Below are 22298 nucleotides of genomic sequence, written 5' to 3'. Positions count from 1 at the left end.
GGGTTGAGGTCCGGCCGTCCCGCTCGAGACGATCCGGGAAGGGCGGGGGGCGACTGGGGTTGCCATTCCAAGATCCACCATGTGTGGGAACGGGCGCCGGAAAGGTTCGACGCCCGTTCGGTTTATTTTCAGCCGGTGGTGAGCGGGATGGCGACGAAGCGCTGGCCGTCGCCGGTACGGACCCGGATCAAGGCTGAGCGGCGGCCATCGGCCTTTGCGGCGGCAAGCGCTGCCGTCACATCGGCGACGGATGAGACCGGCCGGCCGGCGACATCGATGATGACGTCACCCGGACGGATGCCGCGCTGGCCGGCGGGACCCGAAGGATCGACGTCGGTGACAACGACACCACCTCCTGCCGCTCCACGCGAGCGGCCGAAGCCATCACTGCCGGCAGGGGCCAGCGAGAGACCAAGCCGCGGCAGTTCGGGGCTCGGCTCGGCACGACCGCGCCGCTCCTCGCTCGGACCGCCACGGCCACGCAGAGAGGCCTGCTGATCGCTCGGCAACTGGCCAAGCGTCAGGTTGACGGTGCGCTCTGCCCCATCGCGGTGGACCGTCAGGCGAACGGTGGCGCCGGGACGGGCGGTGCCGATGCGCCGCGAGAGCTCGCGGGCGTCGTTGATCGCCTGGCCGTCGACACCGGTGATGACATCGGACGGCTTCAGGTCGGCGCGGGCCGCAGGGCTGCCTTCCTGGACACCCGCGATGAGAGCGCCACCGGGGCGGGCCAGCTTGAGGCTTTCGGCGATCTCGGCCGTGACGGGCTGGATCTGAACGCCGATCCAGCCGCGGGCGACCGTGCCGGTGTCGCGCAGGGACGCGACGACGTTCTGCGTCGTCTCGGAGGGAATCGCGAAGGCGATGCCGACATTGCCGCCCGAGGGCGAGAAGATCGCGGTATTGACGCCAATCACCTCGCCATTGGCGTTGAAGGTCGGGCCGCCCGAATTGCCGCGGTTCACTGCCGCATCGATCTGCAGGAAGTCGTCATAGGGGCCGGAGCCGATATCGCGGCCGCGCGCCGAGACGATGCCGGCCGTGACCGTTCCGCCGAGGCCGAACGGGTTGCCGACCGCGATGACCCAGTCGCCGACGCGCGGAGCGGCGCCTGCGAAGCGGACGAACGGGAAGTCGGTGCCTTCAGCCTTGAGCAGCGCCAGATCGGTGCGGGGGTCGGTGCCGATGACGCGCGCCTTGAACGTGCGGCCGCCATCCATGACGATCTCGGCCTCGGTTGCGCCCTCGACCACGTGGTTGTTGGTGACGATGTAGCCGTCAGCCGAGATGAAGAAGCCGGATCCCTGCGCCATGGAGCGCGGGCCACCCCGCGGCGGGCCACGGCGTTCGCCCCGGCGGTCGCGCTCGCCAAAGCGCTGCTCGCCCTGGCCGCGCGGGTCACCACGGAACTGGTCGCCGAATCGCCGCATGAAGCGGTCCATCGGATGGCCCTGCTCGCCCTCGTCCAGGCCCGGGATCTCATTGAGCGACATCTGCTCGGGGGCGGCGGCGCGGCTGACCTTGACCGACACGACGGCGGGCTTCACCCGCTCGACCACGTCGGCGAACGACATCGGGCCTGCCGGCTGTGACGTCTGGGCCAGAGCCGGTCGAACGAAGGCGGAGGAATTGGTCTGGAGCGACAGCGCCCCGGCGCCAATCGCCAGGACCGCGACCGAACCGAAAAGGGCAGCGCGCAGGCGGGATGTCATGAACGTCTCCATCGAAGGGGGAAGTCCGGAAGACCGGACCATAACCGAGACGATGGATGAACGAGGATTACGCCAGTCTGTCGGCTGGATTAAGCTTTGGTAAGGTTGGGCCTCAAGAGCGCAATGCGGCCTCGAGCTTGGCCTTTTCGTCGTCGCTGAGCGGGACGGCCGGCGGGGGCTCGCCGGCAAGGCGGCGACGGCGGAGCGACGCCGCAATGGTTCCAGCGCCAATCAGCAGGAAGGCGAGCGGCGCTCCCCAGAGCGCGACGGTGTGCCAGCCGAAGCGTGGCGTCAGAAGGACGAACTCGCCGTAGCGGGCAACCAGGAATGAGGTCACCTGGTCGTCGGTGTCGCCCGCTTTCAACCTTTCGCGCACCAGCACACGCAGATCGCGGGCGAGCTGAGCATCGGAATCGTCGATCGACTGGTTCTGGCAGACGAGACAGCGCAGGTCCTGCGACAAGGCGCGCGCACGCGCCTCCAGCGCCGGATCGGCCAGCATCTCGCCGGGCAGAACCGCGTGCGCCGGCAGGCAGAGCCCGAGCATCAGCAGGAGGGAGAGGAGCGCACGCATCCGCATCACTCAGCCGGCTCCAGCCGGGGGCGGCGGGCGGCGGGCTTCGGCGCGCCGACCCTGAGGCGGCGATCGGACAGCGAGAGCAGGCCGCCAAAGATCATCACCAGGGTGCCGATCCAGATCAGCAGGACCATCGGCTTGTAGAAGATGCGCAGCGCAATCGAGCCGTCCTCGCCGGTATCGCCGGGAGAGACATAGAGCTGGGAGAACACATTGGTCCGCATCGCCGCCTCGGTTGTCGGCATGTTGCGCGCGGTGAAGATGCGCTTGGCGGGCTCCATAAGGCCCGTAAGGACTCCATCCTCGCGCACGCTCAGGCGGGCGACCAGATCGCGATAGTTCGGGCCCTGCGTCGGCACGAGGCCTTCGAGCGTCAGATCGTAGCCGGCCATGGAGACGGTCTGTCCGGGCTTGACCTGAACGATCATCTCCTGCCGGTAGGCCGTCTCTCCGACAATGCCCAGCAACATGACGCCGATGCCGGCATGGGCGAAGGCCGTGCCCCAGGCGGAGCGCGGCAGGCCGCGTGCGCGGGCCCAGGCCGTGGCAAGGGGCGCCCGGAACAGCTGGACGCGCTCGGTGATTTCGAGAACGGCCGCGATGATGATGTAGGCGGCAAGCCCGATGACGAAGGGGGCCAGCACCGGCCCTCCCCTGAACATGGCAAAAGCGATGCCGGCTGCGACGAGTGCCGCGCCGAAGGCCCAGACGAGCCGCTGGGCAACGCCTGCGATATCGCCGCGCTTCCAGGCGAGGAACGGCCCGAACGGCATGGCGAGAAGCAGGGGCAACGAGAGCGCACCGACTGTGAGATTGAAGAAGGGCGGTCCGACCGAGATCTTCGCACCGGTCAGTGCCTCAAGTGCCAGCGGATAGAGCGTGCCAACGAAGATCGCCGCGCAGGACGCCGTCAGGAACAGGTTGTTGAGCACCAGCGCGCCCTCGCGCGAGATCGGCGCGAACAGGCCGCCCTGCTTGAGGGCCGGCGCGCGCCAGGCATAGAGCGCCAGCGATCCCCCGATGAAGAGCACCAGGATCGCCAGAATGAAGACGCCGCGTTCCGGGTCGACTGCGAAGGCATGGACCGAGGTCAGCACGCCCGAGCGGACGAGGAATGTGCCGAGGAGGGACAGCGAGAAGGCGAGGATCGCCAGCAGGACCGTCCAGACCTTCAGTGCCTCGCGCTTCTCCATCACGACGGCAGAGTGCAACAGCGCGGTGCCGGCAAGCCAGGGCATGAGGGAAGCATTCTCGACCGGATCCCAGAACCACCAGCCGCCCCAGCCAAGCTCGTAATAGGCCCAGAACGAGCCCATCGAGATCCCGGCGGTGAGGAACATCCAGGCGGTCAGCGTCCAGGGGCGTACCCAGCGGGCCCAGGCGGCATCGATCCGGCCATCGATCAGGGCCGCGACGGCGAAGGCGAAGGAGACAGAGAAGCCGACATAGCCGAAATAGAGCAGCGGTGGATGGATCGCGAGGCCCGGGTCCTGAAGGACCGGATTGAGGTCGCGCCCCTCGAAGGGGGCCGGCGACAACCGGGCGAAGGGATTGGAGGTCTTGAGGATGAACAGGAGGAAGGCCGCGGTGATCCAGCCCTGGACCGCCAGCACGTTGGCGCGCAGCGACAGGGGAAGGTTGCGCCCAAACAGCGCGATCAACGCCGAGAAGGTGCCGAGGATGAGCACCCAGAGCAGCATGGAGCCTTCGTGGTTTCCCCAGACGCCGGAGATCTTGTAGATCAGCGGCTTCGCCGAATGGCTGTTCTGGAAGACGTTCTCGACCGAGAAGTCGGACACGAGATAGGCGTGAGTGAGGGTTGCGAAGGCCAGCGCGATGAAGGCGAACTGGCCGAGCGCCACCGGCCCCGCCGTGCCCATCAACACGGCATCGCCTGTCCTGGAGCCCCAGATCGGCAGGACCGACTGGATGAGCGCCAGCGCCAGGGCGAGGATCAGGGCGTAATGGCCGATTTCTGGCGAAAATGTCATCGCTGCGCGCCCTGCGGCCGGGCGGCGGGCGGCGGGTCGCCGGGCTTCCAGTGTCCCTGCTGGCGCAGCGCGTCGGCCACTTCCTTCGGCATGTAGGTCTCGTCGTGGCGGGCCAGCACATTGTCGGCCACGAAGCCGCGATCAGGCTGGAGCACTCCCTCGGTCACCACGCCCTGCCCTTCACGGAACAGATCCGGCAGCACGCCGCGATAGGTCACAACGATCGTGTTGGCGCCGTCTGTCACCGAAAAGCGGACATTCATGTTCTCGCCCCGCTGCAGCGAGCCGGTCTCGACGAGACCGCCAAGGCGCATACGCGTGCCCGGCGCAATGCTCTTCTGGATGATGTCGGTCGGCGAGTTGAACAGCGTGATGGAGCCAGACAGCGCGTAGAGGACCAGGCCACAGGCAAGGCCGAGCACCGCAAGCGCCGAACCAATCAGGATCAGGCGGCGCTGCTTGCGCGTCATGCCGGCCCGCTTTGGCGGATTGAACGAAGTGCTGGTCATCAGCCGCCAAGCCCCAATTCACGAATGAGCGCGTCAAGCTGGCCGACCTTGTCCGCATCGGCTGAAAACCGGCTGCGGGCGTCGGCCGCAGCCTGGCGGGCCTTGTCGCCATCACCAAGAACCGCATAGGAGCGGACAAGACGCAACCAGCCGTCGAAATCGCTGCCATCACTGGCGAGTTTGGCGGCGAGACTGTCGACCATGCCGCGGATCGCATCGGCGGTCGGAAGGGCGGGCGCTGGCGCCTGCGCAAATCCGATCCGCTCCAGTTCGCTGCGGATCAACGGCAGCCAGGGCGCGTTGGGCGGACCAACCTCGACGATGCGCTCCCATATCCGGCGGGCATCGTCGCGCTTGCCGTCCTGATCGGCGGCAAGACCGAGAAAATACCGCGCCTTGGGATGATCGGCCTCGCTTGCAACCGCCTGCTCGAAGGCGGCCTTCGCTGCTGCGGTCACGACGCCCTGGGCTTCGGAGACCAGGGCTTCGGCCAGATCGGCGTGGCGGTCGGCGGTCGGCCCGAGCAGCCGAAGCGCGTTCGCACGCGCCTTCACGGCATCGGCCGGCCGGCCAGCGCGCAGATAGACCGGGGCAACAACCTCCCAACCGCGGCCATCCTCGGGGTTCGCGGCGAGATGGGCTTCGACGCGGGCGACGAGTGCGTCGAGATCGTTGCGGGCCGGGGCTTCGCGGGTCCTGGCCGCCAGCGGCTGCCCCGCATAATCGGGTTGGCCACGCCAGCCATAGAGGGCAGCGGCAACACCGGGAACCACGAGGAAGGCCACAATGGCAGCTGTTCGCCGCCGCGCATTGGCGCCTGACACAACCGGGTCCGAATGAGCCTCCGATGCGGCGATCAACCGGCGGGAAACCTCGATCCGGGCGGCCTCCGCCTCGGTCTTGCCAATGAAGCCCGAATCGCGATCGCGATCGATCTCGGCCAATTGGTCGCGATAGACGGCGAGATCACTGCCCTGCCCGGCAATCGCCGCCGCACGTCCGCGCGCAAGCGGCAGCAACACCGCCAGAATGGCGGCGCCTGTCATCAGCGCGAACACGAACCACAGGGTCATCAGCTCTTCCTGGCGGACATGTAGGCCGGGCGCTGAAGAAGCGCCAGCAGGCGGCATGTCGCGGCTAAAGCCGCATCATGACCGGACGCCCGCAATCCCGGCAGGGATTAGGCCAGGGCGGGCATCGGCGCAATCCATAGGGATTTGCAGGCTGGTCACGATTGATCGAGCGCAAGCCAGTTCGCAAGATTCTCTAGCGTACCGCGGCCTTGTCGCTGCGGATGGCGACATCGGCGGCCTTCTGCAGCAATTGCGCATAGCTTGCGCCAAAAATGCGCGCCGAGAACCGGATCGCGGCCTCGATCTGGCTGATCTTGAGGGAACGGTCGACGTCCGGAGCCGCGCGTATCGAGTCGAGAAGCTTGGTGAGGGTCGGATCGAGATAGCCCTGAATCTCGGTGAAGACGCGCAGCGTCACCTCGTTGAGGGCGATCTCGGCGGCGCAATTGCGCGCGACCGTCAGGATGTCGAGCCTGGCTTCGATCTCCAGAACCACGTCTTCGGTGATCGGCTCGACGGCAAAATCGTCGCGCTGCCGGGAGCGCAGCAGGCGGCGCATCGTGCCGGGAATCGGCTCGATCTCGGCGGTCAGAAGACGCGCCAGCTCAGTCCGGCACTTCGCGACCCGCTTCTGCCACGGGCCGTCGCCGGACATGTTCACGTCGGTGCGCAGCGTGCGGACGGAATCATGGAACTCCTTGACCGCAGCCACCACCTTGTCGGTCTTGCCGGCCTTCAGCGCGGCGCCGGCACGGATGGCCGCGCGCTCGATATCGCAGATCACCAGATCGATGGCGGCACGATAGGGGTGGGCGATGATCTTGATCGCGTCGTCACTGTCCACGGCAGCGGCGGCAAGCCGGGCAAGCTGGGCACGGTGGACCAGACGGTTCTGAAACAGGGCCAGGAGGATCGGCAGCAGTTCCGGCCGGCCAGACGCGATCGGATCGAACAGGGCGCGCGCATTGGCGAGGCCCTCGTCGGCAAGGTTCTTGATGGTGTTTGGCGTCTTGTTCACCACCTGGGCGACGTTGGACGCCTCAGACCAGATCCGCAGGACATCCTTGAGGTCGTCGAGCACATGCTCGTCGCCGAGCCGCGACCAGAGCCGCTTGCGGCCGATCTCGGTCTGCACTCCGTCCTCGATGGCCTTGTCGATGGCGGGCCGGATCGTCTTGATGAAGACCATCACCTCGCGCTGGGCGATATCCGGCTCCTCGGCGGTCTGTGCCGACTGGAGCTTGGCCTCCAGCGCCTTGGTTTCGGCCGGCACGAGGTCGCGGCTGAGCCATGTCCAGATGTTGGCCAGCGAATCGCGCGTCACGCGGCCCTTGATCTTGGGGTCCAGCCGCTCGTCGATCGCGAAAGGTTCGACCGACCGGAACAACAGGCGCGAAGTATCGCTGGCTCTGGATTCTGCCTTGCCTGGCAGTGACCGGATGTCCGGCTGAAGCACCGACAGGATCAGATCGCCGCCGGGGATTTCGTTCCCATGCAGGCGCCCACGCTCGATTTCGGTGGCCAGCAGCCGCTTGGCTGATTCAGGCAGTGCGGCCAAATAGAGCTTCAGCCGCTCCATCTGCGACGGAGCGGTCTTGGTATCCGGGCTGTCTGTCAGCGTGGATGCGTCGGTCATAGGAAACCGACGCTAACCTTCCGCGGTTAATTTAGGATTTTCGCCACAGGCTCTGACGTTAGGTCAGGAAACCGGGGTCCAGCTGCCATCGGGATTGCGGCAAGCGGTGCCGACTGCCGTCCGCGGCCGGCCGTCGATATAGATCGTGTGGGTATATTCCCGGCAGAGACCACCCGAGCGGCTGTAAGTCGGACCGGCCTCGACCCAGCCATAGGCCTTGGCCGAACGCCATTCCGACCGACGGCCCTCATAGAGTGCAACGCGCTCGGCTTCGAAGGCCCGGCGACGATCCTGCTCATCGAGATCGCGTCCCACCGCATTGCCGATCAGACCGCCAATGGCGGCGCCGGCCAGGCCAGCAGCGAGCCGCTCGCCCGGGCCACCGCCGAATTGCGAACCGATCAGGCCGCCGGCAACGGCGCCGATGGCCGTACCGGACTGTTCGCGGGTTTCACACCCGGCGACGGAAAGGCCGATCAGGGCGACGGCGGCAAGACGGAAGCGCATGGACAGACCCCATTTGGCGCCGGCGCATGGGCCAGCGGCGTGAAAGTTCGCGCTAGTCTGCCCGGGATTGAGGCAAAAAGGCGGCAATGCGGTGCCGGTCTAGACCATGGGCAGGCGGAGCACGGTGCGCAATCCGCCGGCCGGTGCCGTGTCGAGCGTCAGCTTGCCGCCGTAGAGGCCGGCGAGTTCGGAGACGATCGACAGGCCGAGCCCCGTGCCCGGCTTTGTCTCGTCAAGACGCTTGCCGCGGCGGCCGACCTCCTCGCGCTCCTCCGCTGAAAGGCCTGGTCCATCATCGTCAATGGTGACCGTGAAGAAGGCTCTGTCGGCGAGGGTCGGCGCCAGTTCCCGCTCGACGGCCACCGTCACACCGGACGCAGCCCATTTGCAGGCATTGTCGACGAGATTGCCGACCATTTCCTCGAGATCATGCCGCTCGCCGCGAAAGGCGACACCTTCAGGGACCTCGGCCGACACGCTGAGATCCTTGTCGCGGTGGATCTTTTCCATGGTGCGGGAAAGGCCCTCCACCACGGCTGCGACATCCACCACTGTGGTTGCGACCTGGGCCCGGGCAGCGGCGCGGGCGCGCTCCAGGTGATGGGTCACCTGGTCCCGCATGATGCCGACCTGCTCGGACACCTTCGCCGCCAGAGGATCGGTGCGGCCGGCCGCCTCGTTCTGGATCACCGAGATCGGCGTCTTGAGCGCATGGGCGAGATTGCCGACATGGGTGCGGGCGCGCTCGACCACCTCGCGATTGGTGTCGATCAACGCATTGACCTCGCGGGCGAGCGGGGCAATCTCCAGCGGAAAATCACCCTCGAGATGGTCCTTCTCGCCGGCCCGGATCGCCGCGAGCCCACCGGTCAGCCGCCCGAGCGGCACGAGGCCGACGCGCACCTGCAGCAGCGCCGCGATGATCATGCCGGCCGCGAGGATCAGCAGGGCCGCCACCAGCGCCAGGTTGAACTGCTTGACCGCCGTCTCGATGTCATCGGCATCGCCGGCCACTGCCACCACGAACTCGCCGTCCTCACCGAGCTCGATCGTGCGCTCAACCGCCCGCAGGCGCTGGCTGTTCGGACCCTCGACATAGCCTTCGCGCGAGCGTGTCGGCCCATCCGGCGCAACCTCTGGCCCGAGGCCCGGCAGGCGTCCATCGAACAGAGAGCGGGAGGCGCGGGTGTCGCCGCGGCCCTGGTCGACGCGGGTGATCTGCCAGTACCAGCCCGATTGCGGCAATTCGAACAGCGGCTCGCCAAGATTGGCGCCGACCTGGATTGCCGAATCATCGACGGCGCCCGCGATGTCGGCGATCAGGAGCTTCACATAGACGCCGAGGCGCCGGTCGAAACCGCGTTCGACCGCGCTGCGGTTGACCGCCGCCAGCACGAAGCCGGTGATGGTGAGCAGCACGACGGCGAAGGCCAGCGCCAGCAGGAACAGGCGCCGCGCAAGCGACGGCGCGCGCTTGGCGCCGCTCGCCATGATCAGGCGCCTTGAGGCGGCTGAAGGATGTAGCCGAGGCCGCGCACCGTCTGGATCACGTCGACGCCCAGCTTCTTGCGCAGGCGGCCGATGAAGACCTCGATCGTGTTGGAATCGCGATCGAAATCCTGATCGTAGATGTGCTCCACCAGTTCGGTGCGGGACACCACCTTGCCCTGCTGGTGCATGAGATAGGCGAGCAGACGGTATTCATGCGAGGTCAGCTTGACCGGGTTGCCGTCAACCGTGACGCGACCGGCGCGCGCATCGAGCCTGACCGGGCCGCAATTGAACTCGTTGGTGGCCTGGCCGGCGACGCGGCGGAGCAAGGCACGCAGGCGAGCGAGCACTTCCTCCATGTGGAAGGGCTTGGCGACATAATCGTCGGCGCCGGCATCGAAGCCCTGAACCTTGTCGGACCAGCGGTCGCGGGCGGTGAGGATCAGCACGGGCATGGTGCGGCCCGAGCGGCGCCATTGCTCCAGCACGGAAATGCCGTCCATCTTCGGCAGGCCGATATCCAGCACAACTGCGTCGTAAGGCTCGCTGTCGCCGAGATAATAGCCCTCCTCGCCATCGAAGGCGCGATCGACCACATAGCCCGCGTCGGTGAGAGCGGTGAAAATCTGCCGGTTCAGATCCGGATCGTCCTCGACGACGAGCAGGCGCACGCGAATGGTCTCCCTGGAGATGTCTGCCGCAAATCCGCTAGCGCACCTGGACCACGTGGCCGGTGGCCGCCTCGATGCGAGCCCGCGCAACCTTGCCACGCCGGCCGACGACTGTCAGCAGATAGACGAGTTCGCCATTGGCGCGACAAAGCCTGGCATTGACCACTTCGCCGCGATGCTCGGGCGCCAGGTTGCGCACGGCCTGGGCCAGCGGCACGGCCTGGCCAGCCCCGATCGCCGCGCGCTGCTCGGCAGGCGTCAGGCATCCTTGCGCACTCGCGGCGGCGGGAGCCGCGACAAGCACGCTGACAAGAAGAAGGATGGTCCTGGGCAAGGTCATGGCATGGGTGTCTGGGCCCGCTCCGAGTGCGGGGCTTGGGGACGCGCCGAACCTAGAGCCGCGGCCTGAACGGTGGATGAATGAGGGCACTCAGGGTGCCAGGCGGGTGGTCGCCGCCACCCTGAACACGATGGCCCCGACCAGGCCCGCGCCGGTGACGACCTGCAGGATCGCCTCGACAAGTGCGCCTTGGTCGATGAGCCGGGTCTCGACGCCAAACACCTGGGCAAACAGGCAGATCAGGCCGACAACGCTCGACCAGACGGTACGGCTCTGCAGGATAGGCTTCAGATCGGTCATGGGACGGCTCCTTGGTCTGGGGGGAGATGAAGGCGATGGGAGCGGGAACAGAACGGCACGGTCCACATTGATTCCGTCCGGACGCGCTTCAGTGGCGCGCCCGCACCGGTTCGACAGGCAAACGGCTCAGGCCGACAGGAGATCACATGACGGACAACGTCACATCACGTCGCAGGCTCATTGTGGGAGCACTGATGGCGGCGGTCGGACTGACGGTTCTTCCCGCGGCGGCCGAGGCGCAGGGGCGAGGCTGGGGACCGGATGGCATGGGTCCGCCTGGTCAACGCGGGCGCCCTGCCCGTCCGTGGATCCCGCCGGGCCGCAGGGGCGGATGGATTCCGCCGGGCCATCGCCGCAGGCGGTGGCGCCGCGGCTGGTAATCGATCAGGCGGGGCGCTTCGGCGCCCCGCTTTCGAGGGACGAGATGCTAACAGGTGGCGCTGAGGCCAGTCCGGCTATGACAAAGCCGACCAACTGGTCGTACCGAATGCCCTGACGGGTGGTCCCAACCGGCTCATCCACCTCATAGATTTCTTCAGCCTCTCCAACGCCGTCCGGGCCGACAACCTTTCGTGTGCGCACAGCAGTCCGAACCACGGGATCTTCGCACCAAAGGGCATAGCGGGCTGGATCGAGATCTTCCTGGCGGAAGGCCGCAGCCACCGCCTGCGCAGTAACGCCTATGTGAATGCGAGCTGCCTCACCCTTGGCCTCGACGCTCTCGTGCCACTGATAGCTGCCGAACAAGCATGCCAGGTGACGGGCAACGCGCCTCTCGGCGTCATTCAGTGGACCACGCCAGTGCTTCTCGCGCTCATCCGACGTATTGATCGTGCCATTCGCACAAAATATCTCCTTGAACCGCGCCGATGCTGAGCCGAGGTTTTGCGCATTGTCTGCGCCCGGCGCGATGTCGCCTGAATCAGAAATGCCGAGGCGAGACGCTGTCGTTGTCGTCCCGTTCTGTGTGGTCGAGAAACTGATCCGCGTGCCCTGGGCCGTATCGGTCCAGGCCTCCGCGCTGACCAGGTTGATCGACACCCGCGCCGCCGTCGAATAGCCCGTCGCGCCACGGCCATGGCCGCCGATCTGATAAAGCGTGGTGTTGGCGCCCAGCGCGGCTGGCGATCCGATGGTCCCGGCCGCGCGCCGTCCAAGGAATTGCGGAACGCCCGAAAACGTGTCGATCAGCACCGCTGCCGGCGCGGCCGTGCCGACCACATGGACCTTGGCGCCGGCAACCGGCGACGGTGCCGCGGCGCCGCTGTCGTTGACCTCGACAAGGCCGCCGGGCAGCCGTACCGCAGCCGTCGCCGGGTCGACGACGAGAGCGCTGCGCCAGGTCGCCCCATCGGCGGACACCTTGAGCCGCGCCTGATCGTCGCCTTCGAGCCCGAACTCCGCCCGCCCCGCCCATCCCGACTGGAAGAGCAGGCTGCCGGTATTGCCGGTGGCCTCCTTGTTGAGCGTCAGCTGGACGTCACCCGAACCGCCAGACGCGGTGTCGATGGCGGCAAACAAGGCATGGCCCGAGCGGACCGACAGGCGGTTGGTCAGGTCCGCCGTCGCATTGACGCCGAGAACGGCCAGATTCTGCAGCACCAGCGAGGCCGAGAGATCGACCCAGGTCGTGCCGTCGAAGATGACGAGGCGATTGTCGGCCTCATCCAGCGCGACGAAGCCGCGGCGCGGGGCGAAGAAGGTCCAGCCGCCACCGATGAAGGCCGCGACCTCAAGGTCACGGCCGGCCCAGGCACCGGTAGCGCCGGCCGCGACGATGTGCCGATCGCCCTCGGCGGGCGAGCCGGGCGGCGCTGTCAGCACCATGTCCTTCACGGCAAGCTGAACGAGGGCGTCCAGTGCCGCCAGCGCCTCGTTGTGGGTGACGTGCTTCTGCGCCTGCGCCGCCGCGATCAGCGGCAGGGCCAGATGGGTGGTCTCGCTCATGGCTCGGCCTCGTCAGACGGAAAGAGCGGCCTCGGTGGAGGTTCCGGGCCCGGCAAGGGTGGACAGCTGGGCGACACGAACAGTGAGTGCCGATACCGGCGCGCCGAAATCCGAGACTTCGTCAGCCGCCGCATAAAGCCAGGCGGGCTCTGTCGTTTCGACGGCGCGCAGTTCCGCGTCTGCGCCATCCAGGACCGCGATGCGGTAGCGTTCGGCGGCCTCGACCAGCGGCACCTCGGCCAGATCCCAGCTATCGCCGCCGATCCGCGTCCGTCGCGTCCACGCGATGCGGATGCCGCCGGCCTCGCGCCGGGCGGCGAGTTGAACCGGGCTGAACGGCCGGAGCGCCGTCAGGCCCATCGTCGCCGTCACCTCGGCCACCGCCGGATCGGCGGCGAGCAGCACGGACGAGCCGACGCGATAGCGCCAGCTGCGGCCGACGTGATCGAGGCTGGTCCCAAGCGCTACCAGCGGCCCCGACAGGAAGACGATGGGCGCGCCGGCCGCCACGGGCTGGATGCGGTCCTCCGTGCCGCGCTGACCGCGCAGGAGATGCGACAGCCGCCATGTCCGCTCCGCGATCAGGTCGGCATCACGGAATTGCAGGAGTTCCCATGTGCCGCCGGGGCCACGGATGGCGCAGGAATTGCCACCGCCCAACACCTGCGGTTCGGGCAGCGATGACAGGCTGCCGGCGACCAGCTGGACCGTGACGGAGGCACCGCGATCCCACAACCAGGGCGCACCGCGCTCCAGCGCGTCCAGCGTCTCGCCCATCAGCGAGGGCTTGGTGAGCGTGCCGATCGCCTCGTCGCCAAGGCCGTCGCCGCCGCGCCACACGGTATAGGGCCCGCGCCAGGGATCGGCCGCAGCCGCCAGATGTTGCAGGACGGGCGGGTCGGCATCGTCAAGCGGCGGCAGATCGAGGATCTCGACGGCGGGGCGTCCGTCGCCGGTCATGCTGGCATAGGGGCGTCTGGCTGACGGCGGCCGCCGCGGCCGGACAAGCGGCGCGGTCGAGATCGCCTCGGCCTGGCGCATGCCGGTGCCCTCCAGCGCGGTCAGGGCGAACCGGTGCTCGCGGTCGCCAAGCGTCAGCGCGAGCTGGTCGCCGGGCTCCAGCCGGATCAGAGAGGGCGGCAAGGTAAAGGTGGCGCGGTCCTGTGCGGTCCAAAGCCGCTGGAGCAGCGTCTCCGCGCGCACCGTCATCTCGGCGGGATCGGCAGCGGCCGCCAGCGCCAGGCTGGACACGCGGTGGCTTGATCCTGCGAGCCTTCGGGAGCTCACCGCGGATGTGCGGAAATCGGCTTCCGTCTCGGCAAAGGCGAGCGACAGTTCGAGTGGCAGCGCGCTCTCCTCGGTCCTTGTGATGGTGGCCTGTGCCTGCCCCTCCGCCTCGACCAGATCGTCGCCGGTCAGTGCGAGGATCGCAGGCGCTGCCGGTGTCGACAGGACCAGCGTCGCGCCCCTTTCGACCAGATCGAGAGAGAAGGCACGGGCGATGGGTTCCAGCGCATCGCGGGCCGACATCGGCCGCTCGATCACCGCGCCGTCGAGCACACCTTCCACGCCATCGGCCAGAACATCTTCGATGCCGTAATCGGCGAGGATGGCGCGGGCGAGATCGCTGACCGGCGCCGAGCCCAGCCGGCCATTCAGCCAGTGCCCGGTCTCCCAGTTGGCGCCGTCTGCCCAGGCCTCGTCATCGGCCGGGAAGGCCGGCCAGGGCCGGGCATCCCAGGTCCAAAGCGACAATGTCGCGGGATCGACCATGCGGCCGCCATAGACCGGAGAGACGGGATTATCGGCATCATCCGCGCCGAAGGCCGGATCGAACCGGCCAAGCACCGCCTCCAGCGCGCGGCGCTGGATCAGGTCGTCGCGGGTGCCGGCGGAAAAGGGCGGCAGGCCGCTCTCGCTCGATTTCGGATCGGGGAAGACCGACGGCCGGTTGGCGCCCTTGTCGACGGCGGGAAAGCCGCATTCGGTGAGCCAGATCGGCTTGGAGCCGGGCACCCAGCCGGTCGGCGCCGCCTCGACGCCGGCAATGCGCGGGCGGTGATCGTTCGCCCACCAGGACCAGATATCCTTCTGGCGGAAGGTCCAGGGCTTGCCGAGCCCATCCGTGATCGCTGTCCGCGTGCCGGCGATGCGGGCTGCGTCGGATGCATAGTACCAGTCGAAGGCCTCGCCCGACCGCAATCCGTCGCGCAGTGACAGGATATCGTAGGGCGAGCCGTCGGACGTGTCGCGGCGATCGGCGAGCGGCGCGTACCAGTCGATGCCGACAGCGGCGATGTCGTCGCTCGCCCAGAGCGGATCGAGCGGGAAATCGACATCGGCGCCCCGGACCTGCGCGCCATATTCGGTCCAGTCGGCGGCATAGGTGAGGTCGGCCTCCGGCAACAGGACTTTCACGTCGGCGGCAATCGCGACCAGCGCCTCGACGAAGGGATGGCCTACATCCGACCTGACACGCGTCAGGCCGATCATTTCCGAGCCGATGATGAAGCGGTCGACCCCGCCCGCGGCCTTGGCCAGCGCCGCCATGTGCATGACGAAGCGGCGATAGCGCCATTCATCCGGGCCCAGATAGCCAACGACCGGTCCGGTCACGGAAAAATGGGCGGCGCTCGCCGTACCGACGAAGTCCGCGATCTCGGCGACTGCATCGTTCGAGCCGTCCTGCGAACCAGGGCGGCCGGGCGCGGGATCGCAGGTGATCCGCCCGCGCCAGGGAAAGGCCGGCTGGCTGGCAGCCCCCGAATGCGGGTCTGCCAGGTCATTCTCCGCCGGAATATCCATCATGACGAAGGGGACGAGGGTGACCTTCAGCCCGCGCGCCGTCAGGTCCTGGATGGCCCGGATGATGGTCTGATCAGACGGCGAGCCGCCATAGGCGGGGACGTCATCGATCATCGAGACGATCTCGGCACTCTCGCGCGTCAGTCCGGCGGCGCTCCAGACGAGATCGCGCACCGCCTTGTCGCGGCGCTCGACCTTGGGACGGATGGTGCAATGGCCGGCGCGCAGATCGTCGCCGAACCAGGACACCACCAGCGAGACAGCCTCCAGATTGGGACAGAGCGCCTGCAGCTCGTCCATCGAGGCAGAGAAGTCGGACGAGGCCAGCGTCGTGTGGCGCGTCTCCGGCGCCGAGCGGCCATAGCCGAACTCACGGGAATGGATGTCCGGCTCATAGCCGAATTCGGTGCTACCGGGGATGACGACCACCGAGCGCACCATGGTCTCCAGGCGGCCGACGGCCTTCACCACCTCGAAGGACAATTGCGGAATGCGGTTGCCGAAATCGTCGAGCACGAGGCGCTCGAACACCACATAGGCGAGGCCGCGATAGGCCGGCGTCTCGCCGGCGCCCTCCTTGGCGACGATGAGCGGGTCGGCGTCCTGGGTCTCGGTGCCGCGATGGACGCGGATGGTCAGGTCCTTCTGGTCGAGTTCCTTGCCATCGGCCCAGATGCGGCCGATGCCGGCGATCGGCCCCTCGCAGAGCCCGACAGCGATATTGGCGCTGTAGCTGTAGGAGCGGCCGGAGCTCGAGCCCTTGCCGCCGGAGACCTGCTCCTCAAGCCTGGTCGCCCAGATCACCTGGCCGGCCAGGCGCATGCGGCCATAGACGCGCGGGATCGGCGTGCCCTCGGTGGACGAGAGGACGTCGAGGTCGGCCAGCCGCGGACCATCGGGAGCGCGCGGGCCGAACAGCGCCCGATCGATGACCGCGCCGGCGACCGCGCCGATCAATCGGCCGGCAATGGCGCCGGCAGCCCCGAACGACGAGCCGATGGCCGAGCCTGCAACGGAAAGGACAAGGGCGGCCATCAGTGGGTCTCCGGCAGGTCGGGAAAGGCGAAGGCAAAGGCGATGCGCCGCCGCCACCAGGGGCTGAGCGCCACTTCGGCGACCGCGGCGCCGTCATGGGCGTGGATCATGCGATCAGGTCCGGACAGCACCGCGCAATGCTTGGCGGGCAGGCCGACGCGCCAGCGAAACAGCACGATGTCGCCGGCCTCGGCTGTCGCCGGATCGACCTCAATGAGATGCTGGCGGGCGGCATCGGCCAGCGTCTCGCGGCCGGCGGCTTCCGCCCAGTCGGGCGTGTAGGGCGGCGGCGCGACCGGTTCCGGGCCGCACACGCCGCGCCAGACGCCCCGCACCAGCCCTAGGCAGTCGCAACCGACGCCGATCAGGCTCGCCTGGTGGCGATAGGGCGTGCCGATCCAGCGCCGGGCCTCGGCCACGATCAATGCGCGATCTGTCATGAGTCAGGCCTGCAGGCTGGAGCCGTCGTGGCCGGCTTCGCCTGCCAGCGGCACGGAGACGATCCGGTCGATGCCGGGCATATGGGGAAAGCCGCGGAAATTGAGGGCATTGGCGAAGCGGTCGCGACAGGTGGCAAAGCGCTTGTCACAACCGACGGTCACCGCCACAGAGTCGCCGGGCACGATCGGTTCCGGCGGCGTCTGCCAGAGCGCCAGCCAGACGCCGTCAGCAGCGATCGCCTGTGCTGCGATCTCAACGGAGAAACCGGCGGCGGCCCCGGTCTCGACCAGCAGCCGTCCGCCATTCAGCGCATCGGAGACAAAGTCGCCCAGCCCTGAACAGACCAGCGCGCCTGTCGCCTCGACGGCCAGAACAGTGGCGGTGGCGCGGCGGTCTGCGGCGGCCAGATCGACACCGCATCTGGCATCGCCGAGATCAGCGGAGCAACCCGGCGTGTAGAGACGGCCACGTTCGACATCCAGCGCCTGGGCGAGCGAGCGCAGTTCCGCCTTGAAGGCCCCCGATTCTCGGGTGATCTCGCCGAGCGTCATCACGCGCAGCAGCACCAAGAGTTCCGGCTCGCTCCAGTCAACCCAATGAATCTCGACGATAGCGCCGTCATAGCGGCCGGCGGCAATGTCGGCCTCAGTGAGACTGTCGGCGACGAGCGCGCCCGAAATCTCGCCGCCGGAGATCGCGAAGCCAAGCTTTTCGGCGGCGGCCGCGCCATCGAAGCCCGTCATGGCGAGACAGGGGACATCCTGGCAGACGAGGTCATCGTCGTGATCGGTGAAACCCTGCACGAGACCGTCGCGGCGGCGCAGGATCCAGCAGGTGGCAAGTGTCGTCGCGCCCTGGTCCAGTTTCGTCTGGAGGGCTGATGGAATCGTGCGCATGAGAGCTCCTACGGGCGGATCTCGACCAGCGGGATCGATGGGATGTCGCCAGCGGCAAACGAGGTGAGGTTGACGTCGAGGCGGTCGGTGTCGAACCGCACCGGCACGTCAAACAGGAAGCCGGCGGTGATCGCGGCGCCAGCGGGTGGCGGGTCGTCCAGCGTAACGGACCCGGTGGCAGGGTCGAGGGTGAACGCGGTCGTCTCGACCCCGGCAACGGCGATCCGGACGCTTCCGGCCTGCGGCTTGGTGATCGGCCGGCGATAGGCGCCGCTGCCTGTCCCGTAGGTCTTCACCAACCGGTAAGTGGTCGTTATGCCATCGCCGGTCCCGATCGCCTGGTCGAGCGCAGTCACAGGCGTCCCCGGTGGGGCCGAGGAATGGTCCAGCCGGTCGCGAAAGCGGAAGCCGGTCAGCCGGCCGCGCCGCTCCTCGAAGAAGGCCACGACGGCAGCAAGCCCAGCGAAGGTCTTCACCCCGTAGCCCGCGTCGTAGCGCCTGCGCGAATGCGCCCATCGCGCGTTGCGCTCCTCGCGGCCCGAGCCGAGCAGCACGATGTCGGTGCGCCGCTCGGGTCCGCCGGATGCGCCGAGCGCCACGTCGAGCGGGAACGATACCTCGTCAAAGGCGTTCATGAGGGTCCCCCAATTGATCCTGAGCAAGGCGATTGACCGGCAGCCGGACGAACATCCGACGCGTTAGCAATGAGGAATGCCTGATGAGCCACACGCCCCATACACTCGCCGAGGAACTGCCCGAATATGCCGAGGCCATGGTTGCCCTGAAGCATTCGGATGCGCATTTCGCCAGGCTTGCCGAGCGCTATGCAGAGCTGAACGAGGAGATTTACCGGATCGAGGCAGAGCTCACGCCGGCCTCGGATGAAACCGCCGAGACGCTGAAGAAGCAGCGCCTGGCGCTGCTCGACGAGATTGCCGAATATCTGAACAAGGCGGCCTAGACCCCGCGCCGTCCGCGAGCGACGGCCCGCGCCAGCATGGCGGTGAGTTCCGCCTCTGAGCGCCGGAACGAGCCGGCATCGCTGGCGGTGACATTCATGACAATGGCCGGACCGTTCCGGCCATTGCCTTGTGCGGCGATGCCGAGACGTCCGTCGGCGGTGCGGGCCAGCGGCATGACAGCCTCCAGGCCACGCTCGCCCATCAGGCCGGCCCGGCCGTCACCCATCGGGAAATAGGTGGGTGCCGCCACCACGCCGCCGCGCGCGAAGGGCGTTACGCCCGAGAGCGGGCCAGCCTCCGCCGACACACCCTGCCCCAGCCCCTGAAACCCCTTGGCGAAATCGCCGAGCGTGTTGCTGATGCCAGCCGTCAGCGGCTGAAGCGCCTGGCGCAGCGCCATGCTCGACAATTGCTGGCCAAGCGACTGCAGCACGCTGCCGAGCGACTGGCCGCGCGTTACCGCATTGGTGAAGGCGCGGGTCAGCGAGGCACCGAAGCCGCGGGCGAGCTTGTCGCAGGCGGCCATCTCGCGCTGGAAGGCCGAAGTATCGGCGGTGACCTCAACCGACAGCGTATCCATCTCAGCCATGCAATCCTCCTCGATCCGGAAATGCCGCCATCAGCCGCTCGAGCGTCGGACGGTCGGCAGCGGCGCCTCCCCGGCCGAAGCGGCCCTCCAAGGCGAAGGCCAGTTCGCGTGGCGTCGAGGCCCAGAGCACAGGCGGCGGCCAGCCGATGACACCGAGCGCCAGGCGCATCACATCGTCCCAGGGGAAGGGTTCGGCGGCCCCCCGGCGATGGCCGGCGCGGGCGGAAAAGGGGTGGAGGCGGTCCCCTTCTCGCTGCCCGCGCCACCACCAAAGGTTGCAGTTAACAGGTCGGTAACGATGCGGACATAGGTTGCCGCTCCGCCGTCGACCGTCAGGGCCGCAACCTCGCGGTCCGATAGATTGTCGCCCGCGCCCCGAAGGCCTGCCGCGATCACCGCGATCAGGTCGCCCGCCGACAGGCGGCCGGTCTCGAAGCGCTCGGCAAGCTCGATGAGCGAGCCCGCCTCGAACACGGCCTCGAGCTCTGCCAGGGCTCCGAGGGTGAGCACCAGGCGGCGGGTGGTGCCGCCAAGATCGGCTTCGATCTCGCCACGCTTCAGATTGGCCATGAGGAGCCTCCGGGCTCTGGGTTTGATTCAGGTTGAGGGATTTCCGCCCGCCAATTCAGCGGCTTGTCGGTGGAAGCGAAGACGCCGTGGCGCTCGCTCTCCGATTCTGATTCAACGTGTTCAAGCGGCCTCGAAGCCGACCGCGCCGGCGCTCTCCAGCGCCAGGTCGTAGGTCACTTCGCCATTGTGGTTGCCGGCAAATTCCAGCGCGGTGACCTGGAACGGCCCCTCGATCACGCCGAAATCCGGCAGGATCACCTGGAAGTCGCGGACCGCGCCATCGAAGAAGATCTGGCGCATCAGCGCGTCGGAGGCGGCATCGCGGAACAGACCCGAGCCGGCCACCGAGGCCCGCTTGACGCCCGCGCCATCGAGCAGTTCGCGCCAGCGGCCGACGCTTTCGGCATGGGTGATGTCGACCGTCTCGGCATTGAAGCGCAACTGCCGCGAGCGGAGCCCGGCCACGGTCACGAAGGCGCCGGTGCCGTCGTCGATCTTCAAAAGGAGGTCCTTGCCTTTCTGGGCGGCCATCGAAAGTCTCCGGATTGAGGGGGCTGGATCAGGCGGCGGGTTCGGTCACCGCGCGGAAGCGGACGACGCCGTGCCAGGTGCGGCCATCGTCCTCGCGGCGGATGTCGGCGGTGGCGAAGCGCAGGTTGACGAGGCGCTGTCCCACGGGATCGAGGGCGACCGTCTCCAGCGCCGCGACCAGTTCGCCGGCGATCAGATGGGCTTCCGTCTGGCCGCCCTGGCGCGACCAGATGTGGATCAGGACCGAATGCTCGTGGCCGGTGGATGTGTCGGTCGACCAGTCGCTGGTCTGGGCATCGCCCAGCGTCACATAGGGAAAGGCGACGGTCCGCGGCGGCTCGTCGAACACCTTCGGGCCACCCAGCAGAGCCGTCAGGGGAGCAAAGCCATTGAGGCCCGCATGGAGGGCCTGGCGCAGCGCGAGGCTTGCGACACTCATCAGGCGCCTCCCGCCCGGACCAGCCGAACCGCCGGACCGAGGCGCGGCTTCGCCTCTCGGTTCAGCGTGCCGAACTCGCGGCCGAAGGCGCCAGGCGCCTCGTCGACAACGCGCACCGAGGTGTCGGTCTCGACGACACGCAGGCCGGGCGCCGGATCATTGGCGGAGGCCGCGGTCACGATCCGCTCGGCGATACGCACGAGAAACGGATGGGTCCAGCTCGGCACCCGCGTGGCGGCAGACAGCCCGCCATAGGATACGGTCACGATCGGCGTCATGGGGCGATCTCCTCGCATTGGCAGGTGAGAAACCGGATCGCCGGCACGTCGTCGCGGATGGCGCGGATCTCGAAAATGCGCGCGCCACGCCTGAAGCGATGGGCGGCGGTGAGGCCGGAGAAGGCACGCAGCGTGATGCGATGGGTGAGCCGCTGGACGAGGCGGTCCTCGGTGCGGATCTCGGTGCCGCCCAGGGGCTCGATCAGGCCCCAGACGGTGGCGACCGTTTCGAACGACCGGGTGACACCGCCGGCGCCATCGGCAGTCTCGACCGGGGCTTCGATCACCAGGCGATGGCGGAAGGCTCCGGGATTCATCTAGAGCCTCCGCGTCGTGAAAGGACCGAGTAACGCCTCGACCATGCGCGGCAGCACCGCCACCTCGTGGCCGACGCTGATCAGGCCGCGGTTTTCAAGCCAATGACCGGTGAGAAGCCGCAGCGCCTGGAGGATGGGATCGGGCACATCAGCCGGATCACCGAAGCCCACCGTCACATCGAGACTGATGCCGGCGACCGGAACGGCTGGCTCGGGAAGGCTCCCCTGCGCATAGGCAAGCCGCGGCGGTGCGGAGACGCCATCGAGCACGAAGTGCGCGGGATCGACCGCGCCAGGACCGGACGGGCCGGTTACCACCACCTCATCCAGGCTCTGCACCGGCCCGAACGGCAGGGCGAGCCGGCCCGAGGGTGGCCAGGCATCACGCCGGATACGCCAGCGCTGGGTGATCATCAGCTTGCCGGTCACATCTTCGACATGACGGCGGGCGGTCCGCGCGATATCGGCGATCAGCTGATCCTCGGCATCGTCATCGATCTTGAGGAAGAGCTTGAGCTCGCCGATCGTCAGCGGCTCGACGGCAGGCGGTTCGAGGACAGTGAGGCTCATGACAGTCTCGCGGTTTGGACGGGGCACGCGACCGCCGGTGACGGCCGGGCGCATTGACAGGACCCGCCGGTTGCAGGCCTGATCGGGCTCACATCGAAGAGCAGGAGATGA

Annotated in this window: 25 protein-coding genes; 1 reads left to right on the top strand and 24 read right to left on the bottom strand. The window is 67.9% G+C overall.

Translation table 11 applies throughout. From position 1 onward, the window contains the following. Positions 1–128 precede the first annotated feature (128 nt). From E8L99_RS13230 to E8L99_RS13155, 16 genes are all read right to left on the bottom strand, one after another. Positions 129–1712: a Do family serine endopeptidase gene (locus tag E8L99_RS13230; protein ID WP_252511104.1), complete on the bottom strand. Its 1584-nt coding sequence runs from the start codon at positions 1710–1712 to the stop codon at positions 129–131. A 112-nt stretch (positions 1713–1824) separates the two neighbouring features. Next, entirely contained in the window at positions 1825–2286 is a 462-nt protein-coding gene (locus tag E8L99_RS13225; protein WP_137099982.1) for a cytochrome c-type biogenesis protein, read from the bottom strand. A gap of 5 nt (positions 2287–2291) precedes the next feature. Beyond that, a complete protein-coding gene (locus E8L99_RS13220) occupies positions 2292–4280 on the bottom strand; it encodes a heme lyase CcmF/NrfE family subunit (RefSeq protein ID WP_137099981.1) in 1989 nt (662 codons plus the stop codon). Beyond that, positions 4277–4750 (bottom strand): cytochrome c maturation protein CcmE, encoded by a 474-nt coding sequence (gene ccmE / locus E8L99_RS13215; protein WP_137102106.1) that lies wholly within the window; start codon positions 4748–4750, stop codon positions 4277–4279. Before ccmE ends, E8L99_RS13220 begins: the two co-directional genes overlap by 4 nt. A gap of 38 nt (positions 4751–4788) precedes the next feature. After that, positions 4789–5862 (bottom strand): c-type cytochrome biogenesis protein CcmI, encoded by a 1074-nt coding sequence (gene ccmI / locus E8L99_RS13210; protein ID WP_137099980.1) that lies wholly within the window; start codon positions 5860–5862, stop codon positions 4789–4791. A 193-nt stretch (positions 5863–6055) separates the two neighbouring features. Continuing rightward, positions 6056–7498, bottom strand: a complete 1443-nt coding sequence (locus tag E8L99_RS13205; RefSeq protein WP_137099979.1) for a hypothetical protein — start codon at positions 7496–7498, stop codon at positions 6056–6058. Between the two features lie 63 nt (positions 7499–7561). Then, positions 7562–8005, bottom strand: a complete 444-nt coding sequence (locus E8L99_RS13200) for a glycine zipper 2TM domain-containing protein (protein ID WP_137099978.1) — start codon at positions 8003–8005, stop codon at positions 7562–7564. Between the two features lie 99 nt (positions 8006–8104). Continuing rightward, positions 8105–9496 (bottom strand): sensor histidine kinase, encoded by a 1392-nt coding sequence (locus E8L99_RS13195; RefSeq protein ID WP_137099977.1) that lies wholly within the window; start codon positions 9494–9496, stop codon positions 8105–8107. 2 nt (positions 9497–9498) lie between these two features. Then, positions 9499–10167, bottom strand: coding sequence for a response regulator transcription factor (locus E8L99_RS13190; protein ID WP_137099976.1), 669 nt, complete (start codon positions 10165–10167; stop codon positions 9499–9501). A gap of 37 nt (positions 10168–10204) precedes the next feature. After that, positions 10205–10507, bottom strand: coding sequence for a PepSY domain-containing protein (locus tag E8L99_RS13185; RefSeq protein ID WP_137099975.1), 303 nt, complete (start codon positions 10505–10507; stop codon positions 10205–10207). 90 nt (positions 10508–10597) lie between these two features. After that, a complete protein-coding gene (locus E8L99_RS13180; RefSeq protein ID WP_137099974.1) occupies positions 10598–10807 on the bottom strand; it encodes a hypothetical protein in 210 nt (69 codons plus the stop codon). 384 nt (positions 10808–11191) lie between these two features. Then, the gene (locus E8L99_RS13175; protein ID WP_137099973.1) at positions 11192–12754 is read right to left on the bottom strand and encodes a DUF2793 domain-containing protein; all 1563 of its coding nucleotides are present in this window, start codon (positions 12752–12754) and stop codon (positions 11192–11194) included. Positions 12755–12766: 12 nt separating this feature from the next. Further along, on the bottom strand, positions 12767–16594 hold the full coding sequence (locus E8L99_RS13170; protein ID WP_137099972.1) for a baseplate multidomain protein megatron: 3828 nt from the start codon (positions 16592–16594) through the stop codon (positions 12767–12769). Next, positions 16594–17034, bottom strand: a complete 441-nt coding sequence (locus tag E8L99_RS13165) for a DUF6950 family protein (RefSeq protein WP_137099971.1) — start codon at positions 17032–17034, stop codon at positions 16594–16596. Before E8L99_RS13165 ends, E8L99_RS13170 begins: the two co-directional genes overlap by 1 nt. 3 nt (positions 17035–17037) lie before the next feature. Further along, a complete protein-coding gene (locus tag E8L99_RS13160; protein WP_137099970.1) occupies positions 17038–17931 on the bottom strand; it encodes a DUF2163 domain-containing protein in 894 nt (297 codons plus the stop codon). A gap of 8 nt (positions 17932–17939) precedes the next feature. Beyond that, positions 17940–18566: a DUF2460 domain-containing protein gene (locus tag E8L99_RS13155; RefSeq protein WP_137099969.1), complete on the bottom strand. Its 627-nt coding sequence runs from the start codon at positions 18564–18566 to the stop codon at positions 17940–17942. 83 nt (positions 18567–18649) lie between these two features. On the opposite strand from E8L99_RS13155, the gene E8L99_RS13150 reads away from it, so the two are divergent. Then, positions 18650–18892 (top strand): YdcH family protein, encoded by a 243-nt coding sequence (locus E8L99_RS13150; protein ID WP_137099968.1) that lies wholly within the window; start codon positions 18650–18652, stop codon positions 18890–18892. Here E8L99_RS13150 and E8L99_RS13145 read toward each other — a convergent pair. The 8 genes from E8L99_RS13145 to E8L99_RS13110 form a co-directional block, all read right to left on the bottom strand. Beyond that, positions 18889–19482 carry a phage tail tape measure protein gene (locus tag E8L99_RS13145; protein ID WP_137099967.1) on the bottom strand — a complete coding sequence of 198 codons (594 nt, stop codon included), beginning with the start codon at positions 19480–19482 and terminating at the stop codon, positions 18889–18891. The genes E8L99_RS13150 and E8L99_RS13145 overlap by 4 nt on opposite strands. After that, positions 19475–19651 carry a phage tail assembly chaperone gene (locus E8L99_RS13140; RefSeq protein WP_137099966.1) on the bottom strand — a complete coding sequence of 59 codons (177 nt, stop codon included), beginning with the start codon at positions 19649–19651 and terminating at the stop codon, positions 19475–19477. Before E8L99_RS13140 ends, E8L99_RS13145 begins: the two co-directional genes overlap by 8 nt. Beyond that, positions 19651–20052, bottom strand: coding sequence for a gene transfer agent family protein (locus tag E8L99_RS13135; RefSeq protein WP_137099965.1), 402 nt, complete (start codon positions 20050–20052; stop codon positions 19651–19653). Before E8L99_RS13135 ends, E8L99_RS13140 begins: the two co-directional genes overlap by 1 nt. Positions 20053–20172: 120 nt before the next feature. After that, entirely contained in the window at positions 20173–20583 is a 411-nt protein-coding gene (locus E8L99_RS13130) for a phage major tail protein, TP901-1 family (RefSeq protein ID WP_137099964.1), read from the bottom strand. A 28-nt stretch (positions 20584–20611) separates the two neighbouring features. Continuing rightward, positions 20612–21022 carry a DUF3168 domain-containing protein gene (locus tag E8L99_RS13125; RefSeq protein WP_137099963.1) on the bottom strand — a complete coding sequence of 137 codons (411 nt, stop codon included), beginning with the start codon at positions 21020–21022 and terminating at the stop codon, positions 20612–20614. Further along, the gene (locus tag E8L99_RS13120; RefSeq protein ID WP_137099962.1) at positions 21022–21300 is read right to left on the bottom strand and encodes a hypothetical protein; all 279 of its coding nucleotides are present in this window, start codon (positions 21298–21300) and stop codon (positions 21022–21024) included. Before E8L99_RS13120 ends, E8L99_RS13125 begins: the two co-directional genes overlap by 1 nt. After that, positions 21297–21617 (bottom strand): phage head closure protein, encoded by a 321-nt coding sequence (locus E8L99_RS13115; RefSeq protein ID WP_137099961.1) that lies wholly within the window; start codon positions 21615–21617, stop codon positions 21297–21299. The genes E8L99_RS13120 and E8L99_RS13115 overlap by 4 nt, the downstream gene beginning before the upstream one ends. After that, on the bottom strand, positions 21618–22187 hold the full coding sequence (locus E8L99_RS13110) for a head-tail connector protein (protein ID WP_168201667.1): 570 nt from the start codon (positions 22185–22187) through the stop codon (positions 21618–21620). Positions 22188–22298: the final 111 nt, after the last annotated feature.

It is taken from the genome of Phreatobacter aquaticus (assembly GCF_005160265.1).
Taxonomy (GTDB): Bacteria; Pseudomonadota; Alphaproteobacteria; order Rhizobiales; family Phreatobacteraceae; genus Phreatobacter; species Phreatobacter aquaticus.
The sequence above is the reverse complement of the archived record's forward strand: the minus strand, read 5'-3'. Positions and strand labels throughout refer to the sequence as shown.

Bases quoted from the DNA above. Each gene is read 5' to 3' on its own strand.
- E8L99_RS13170 (WP_137099972.1), bottom strand. From the start codon at position 16,594: ATGGCCGCCCTTGTCCTTTCCGTTGCAGGCTCGGCCATCGGCTCGTCG.
- E8L99_RS13140 (WP_137099966.1), bottom strand. From the start codon at position 19,651: ATGCGCCTGGCGCTCGGTGTCATCGGCTGGCCGCCGCCTGTGCTCTGG.
- E8L99_RS13155 (WP_137099969.1), bottom strand. From the start codon at position 18,566: ATGAACGCCTTTGACGAGGTATCGTTCCCGCTCGACGTGGCGCTCGGC.
- E8L99_RS13195 (WP_137099977.1), bottom strand. From the start codon at position 9,496: ATGGCGAGCGGCGCCAAGCGCGCGCCGTCGCTTGCGCGGCGCCTGTTC.
- E8L99_RS13205 (WP_137099979.1), bottom strand. From the start codon at position 7,498: ATGACCGACGCATCCACGCTGACAGACAGCCCGGATACCAAGACCGCT.
- ccmI (WP_137099980.1), bottom strand. From the start codon at position 5,862: ATGACCCTGTGGTTCGTGTTCGCGCTGATGACAGGCGCCGCCATTCTG.
- E8L99_RS13225 (WP_137099982.1), bottom strand. From the start codon at position 2,286: ATGCGTGCGCTCCTCTCCCTCCTGCTGATGCTCGGGCTCTGCCTGCCG.
- E8L99_RS13110 (WP_168201667.1), bottom strand. From the start codon at position 22,187: ATGAGCCTCACTGTCCTCGAACCGCCTGCCGTCGAGCCGCTGACGATC.
- E8L99_RS13145 (WP_137099967.1), bottom strand. From the start codon at position 19,482: ATGGCTGAGATGGATACGCTGTCGGTTGAGGTCACCGCCGATACTTCG.
- E8L99_RS13220 (WP_137099981.1), bottom strand. From the start codon at position 4,280: ATGACATTTTCGCCAGAAATCGGCCATTACGCCCTGATCCTCGCCCTG.
- E8L99_RS13130 (WP_137099964.1), bottom strand. From the start codon at position 20,583: ATGGCCGCCCAGAAAGGCAAGGACCTCCTTTTGAAGATCGACGACGGC.
- E8L99_RS13230 (WP_252511104.1), bottom strand. From the start codon at position 1,712: ATGACATCCCGCCTGCGCGCTGCCCTTTTCGGTTCGGTCGCGGTCCTG.
- E8L99_RS13160 (WP_137099970.1), bottom strand. From the start codon at position 17,931: ATGCGCACGATTCCATCAGCCCTCCAGACGAAACTGGACCAGGGCGCG.
- E8L99_RS13135 (WP_137099965.1), bottom strand. From the start codon at position 20,052: ATGGCCAATCTGAAGCGTGGCGAGATCGAAGCCGATCTTGGCGGCACC.
- E8L99_RS13175 (WP_137099973.1), bottom strand. From the start codon at position 12,754: ATGAGCGAGACCACCCATCTGGCCCTGCCGCTGATCGCGGCGGCGCAG.
- E8L99_RS13120 (WP_137099962.1), bottom strand. From the start codon at position 21,300: ATGACGCCGATCGTGACCGTATCCTATGGCGGGCTGTCTGCCGCCACG.
- E8L99_RS13185 (WP_137099975.1), bottom strand. From the start codon at position 10,507: ATGACCTTGCCCAGGACCATCCTTCTTCTTGTCAGCGTGCTTGTCGCG.
- E8L99_RS13125 (WP_137099963.1), bottom strand. From the start codon at position 21,022: ATGAGTGTCGCAAGCCTCGCGCTGCGCCAGGCCCTCCATGCGGGCCTC.
- E8L99_RS13150 (WP_137099968.1), top strand. From the start codon at position 18,650: ATGAGCCACACGCCCCATACACTCGCCGAGGAACTGCCCGAATATGCC.
- E8L99_RS13115 (WP_137099961.1), bottom strand. From the start codon at position 21,617: ATGAATCCCGGAGCCTTCCGCCATCGCCTGGTGATCGAAGCCCCGGTC.
- ccmE (WP_137102106.1), bottom strand. From the start codon at position 4,750: ATGACGCGCAAGCAGCGCCGCCTGATCCTGATTGGTTCGGCGCTTGCG.
- E8L99_RS13200 (WP_137099978.1), bottom strand. From the start codon at position 8,005: ATGCGCTTCCGTCTTGCCGCCGTCGCCCTGATCGGCCTTTCCGTCGCC.
- E8L99_RS13165 (WP_137099971.1), bottom strand. From the start codon at position 17,034: ATGACAGATCGCGCATTGATCGTGGCCGAGGCCCGGCGCTGGATCGGC.
- E8L99_RS13180 (WP_137099974.1), bottom strand. From the start codon at position 10,807: ATGACCGATCTGAAGCCTATCCTGCAGAGCCGTACCGTCTGGTCGAGC.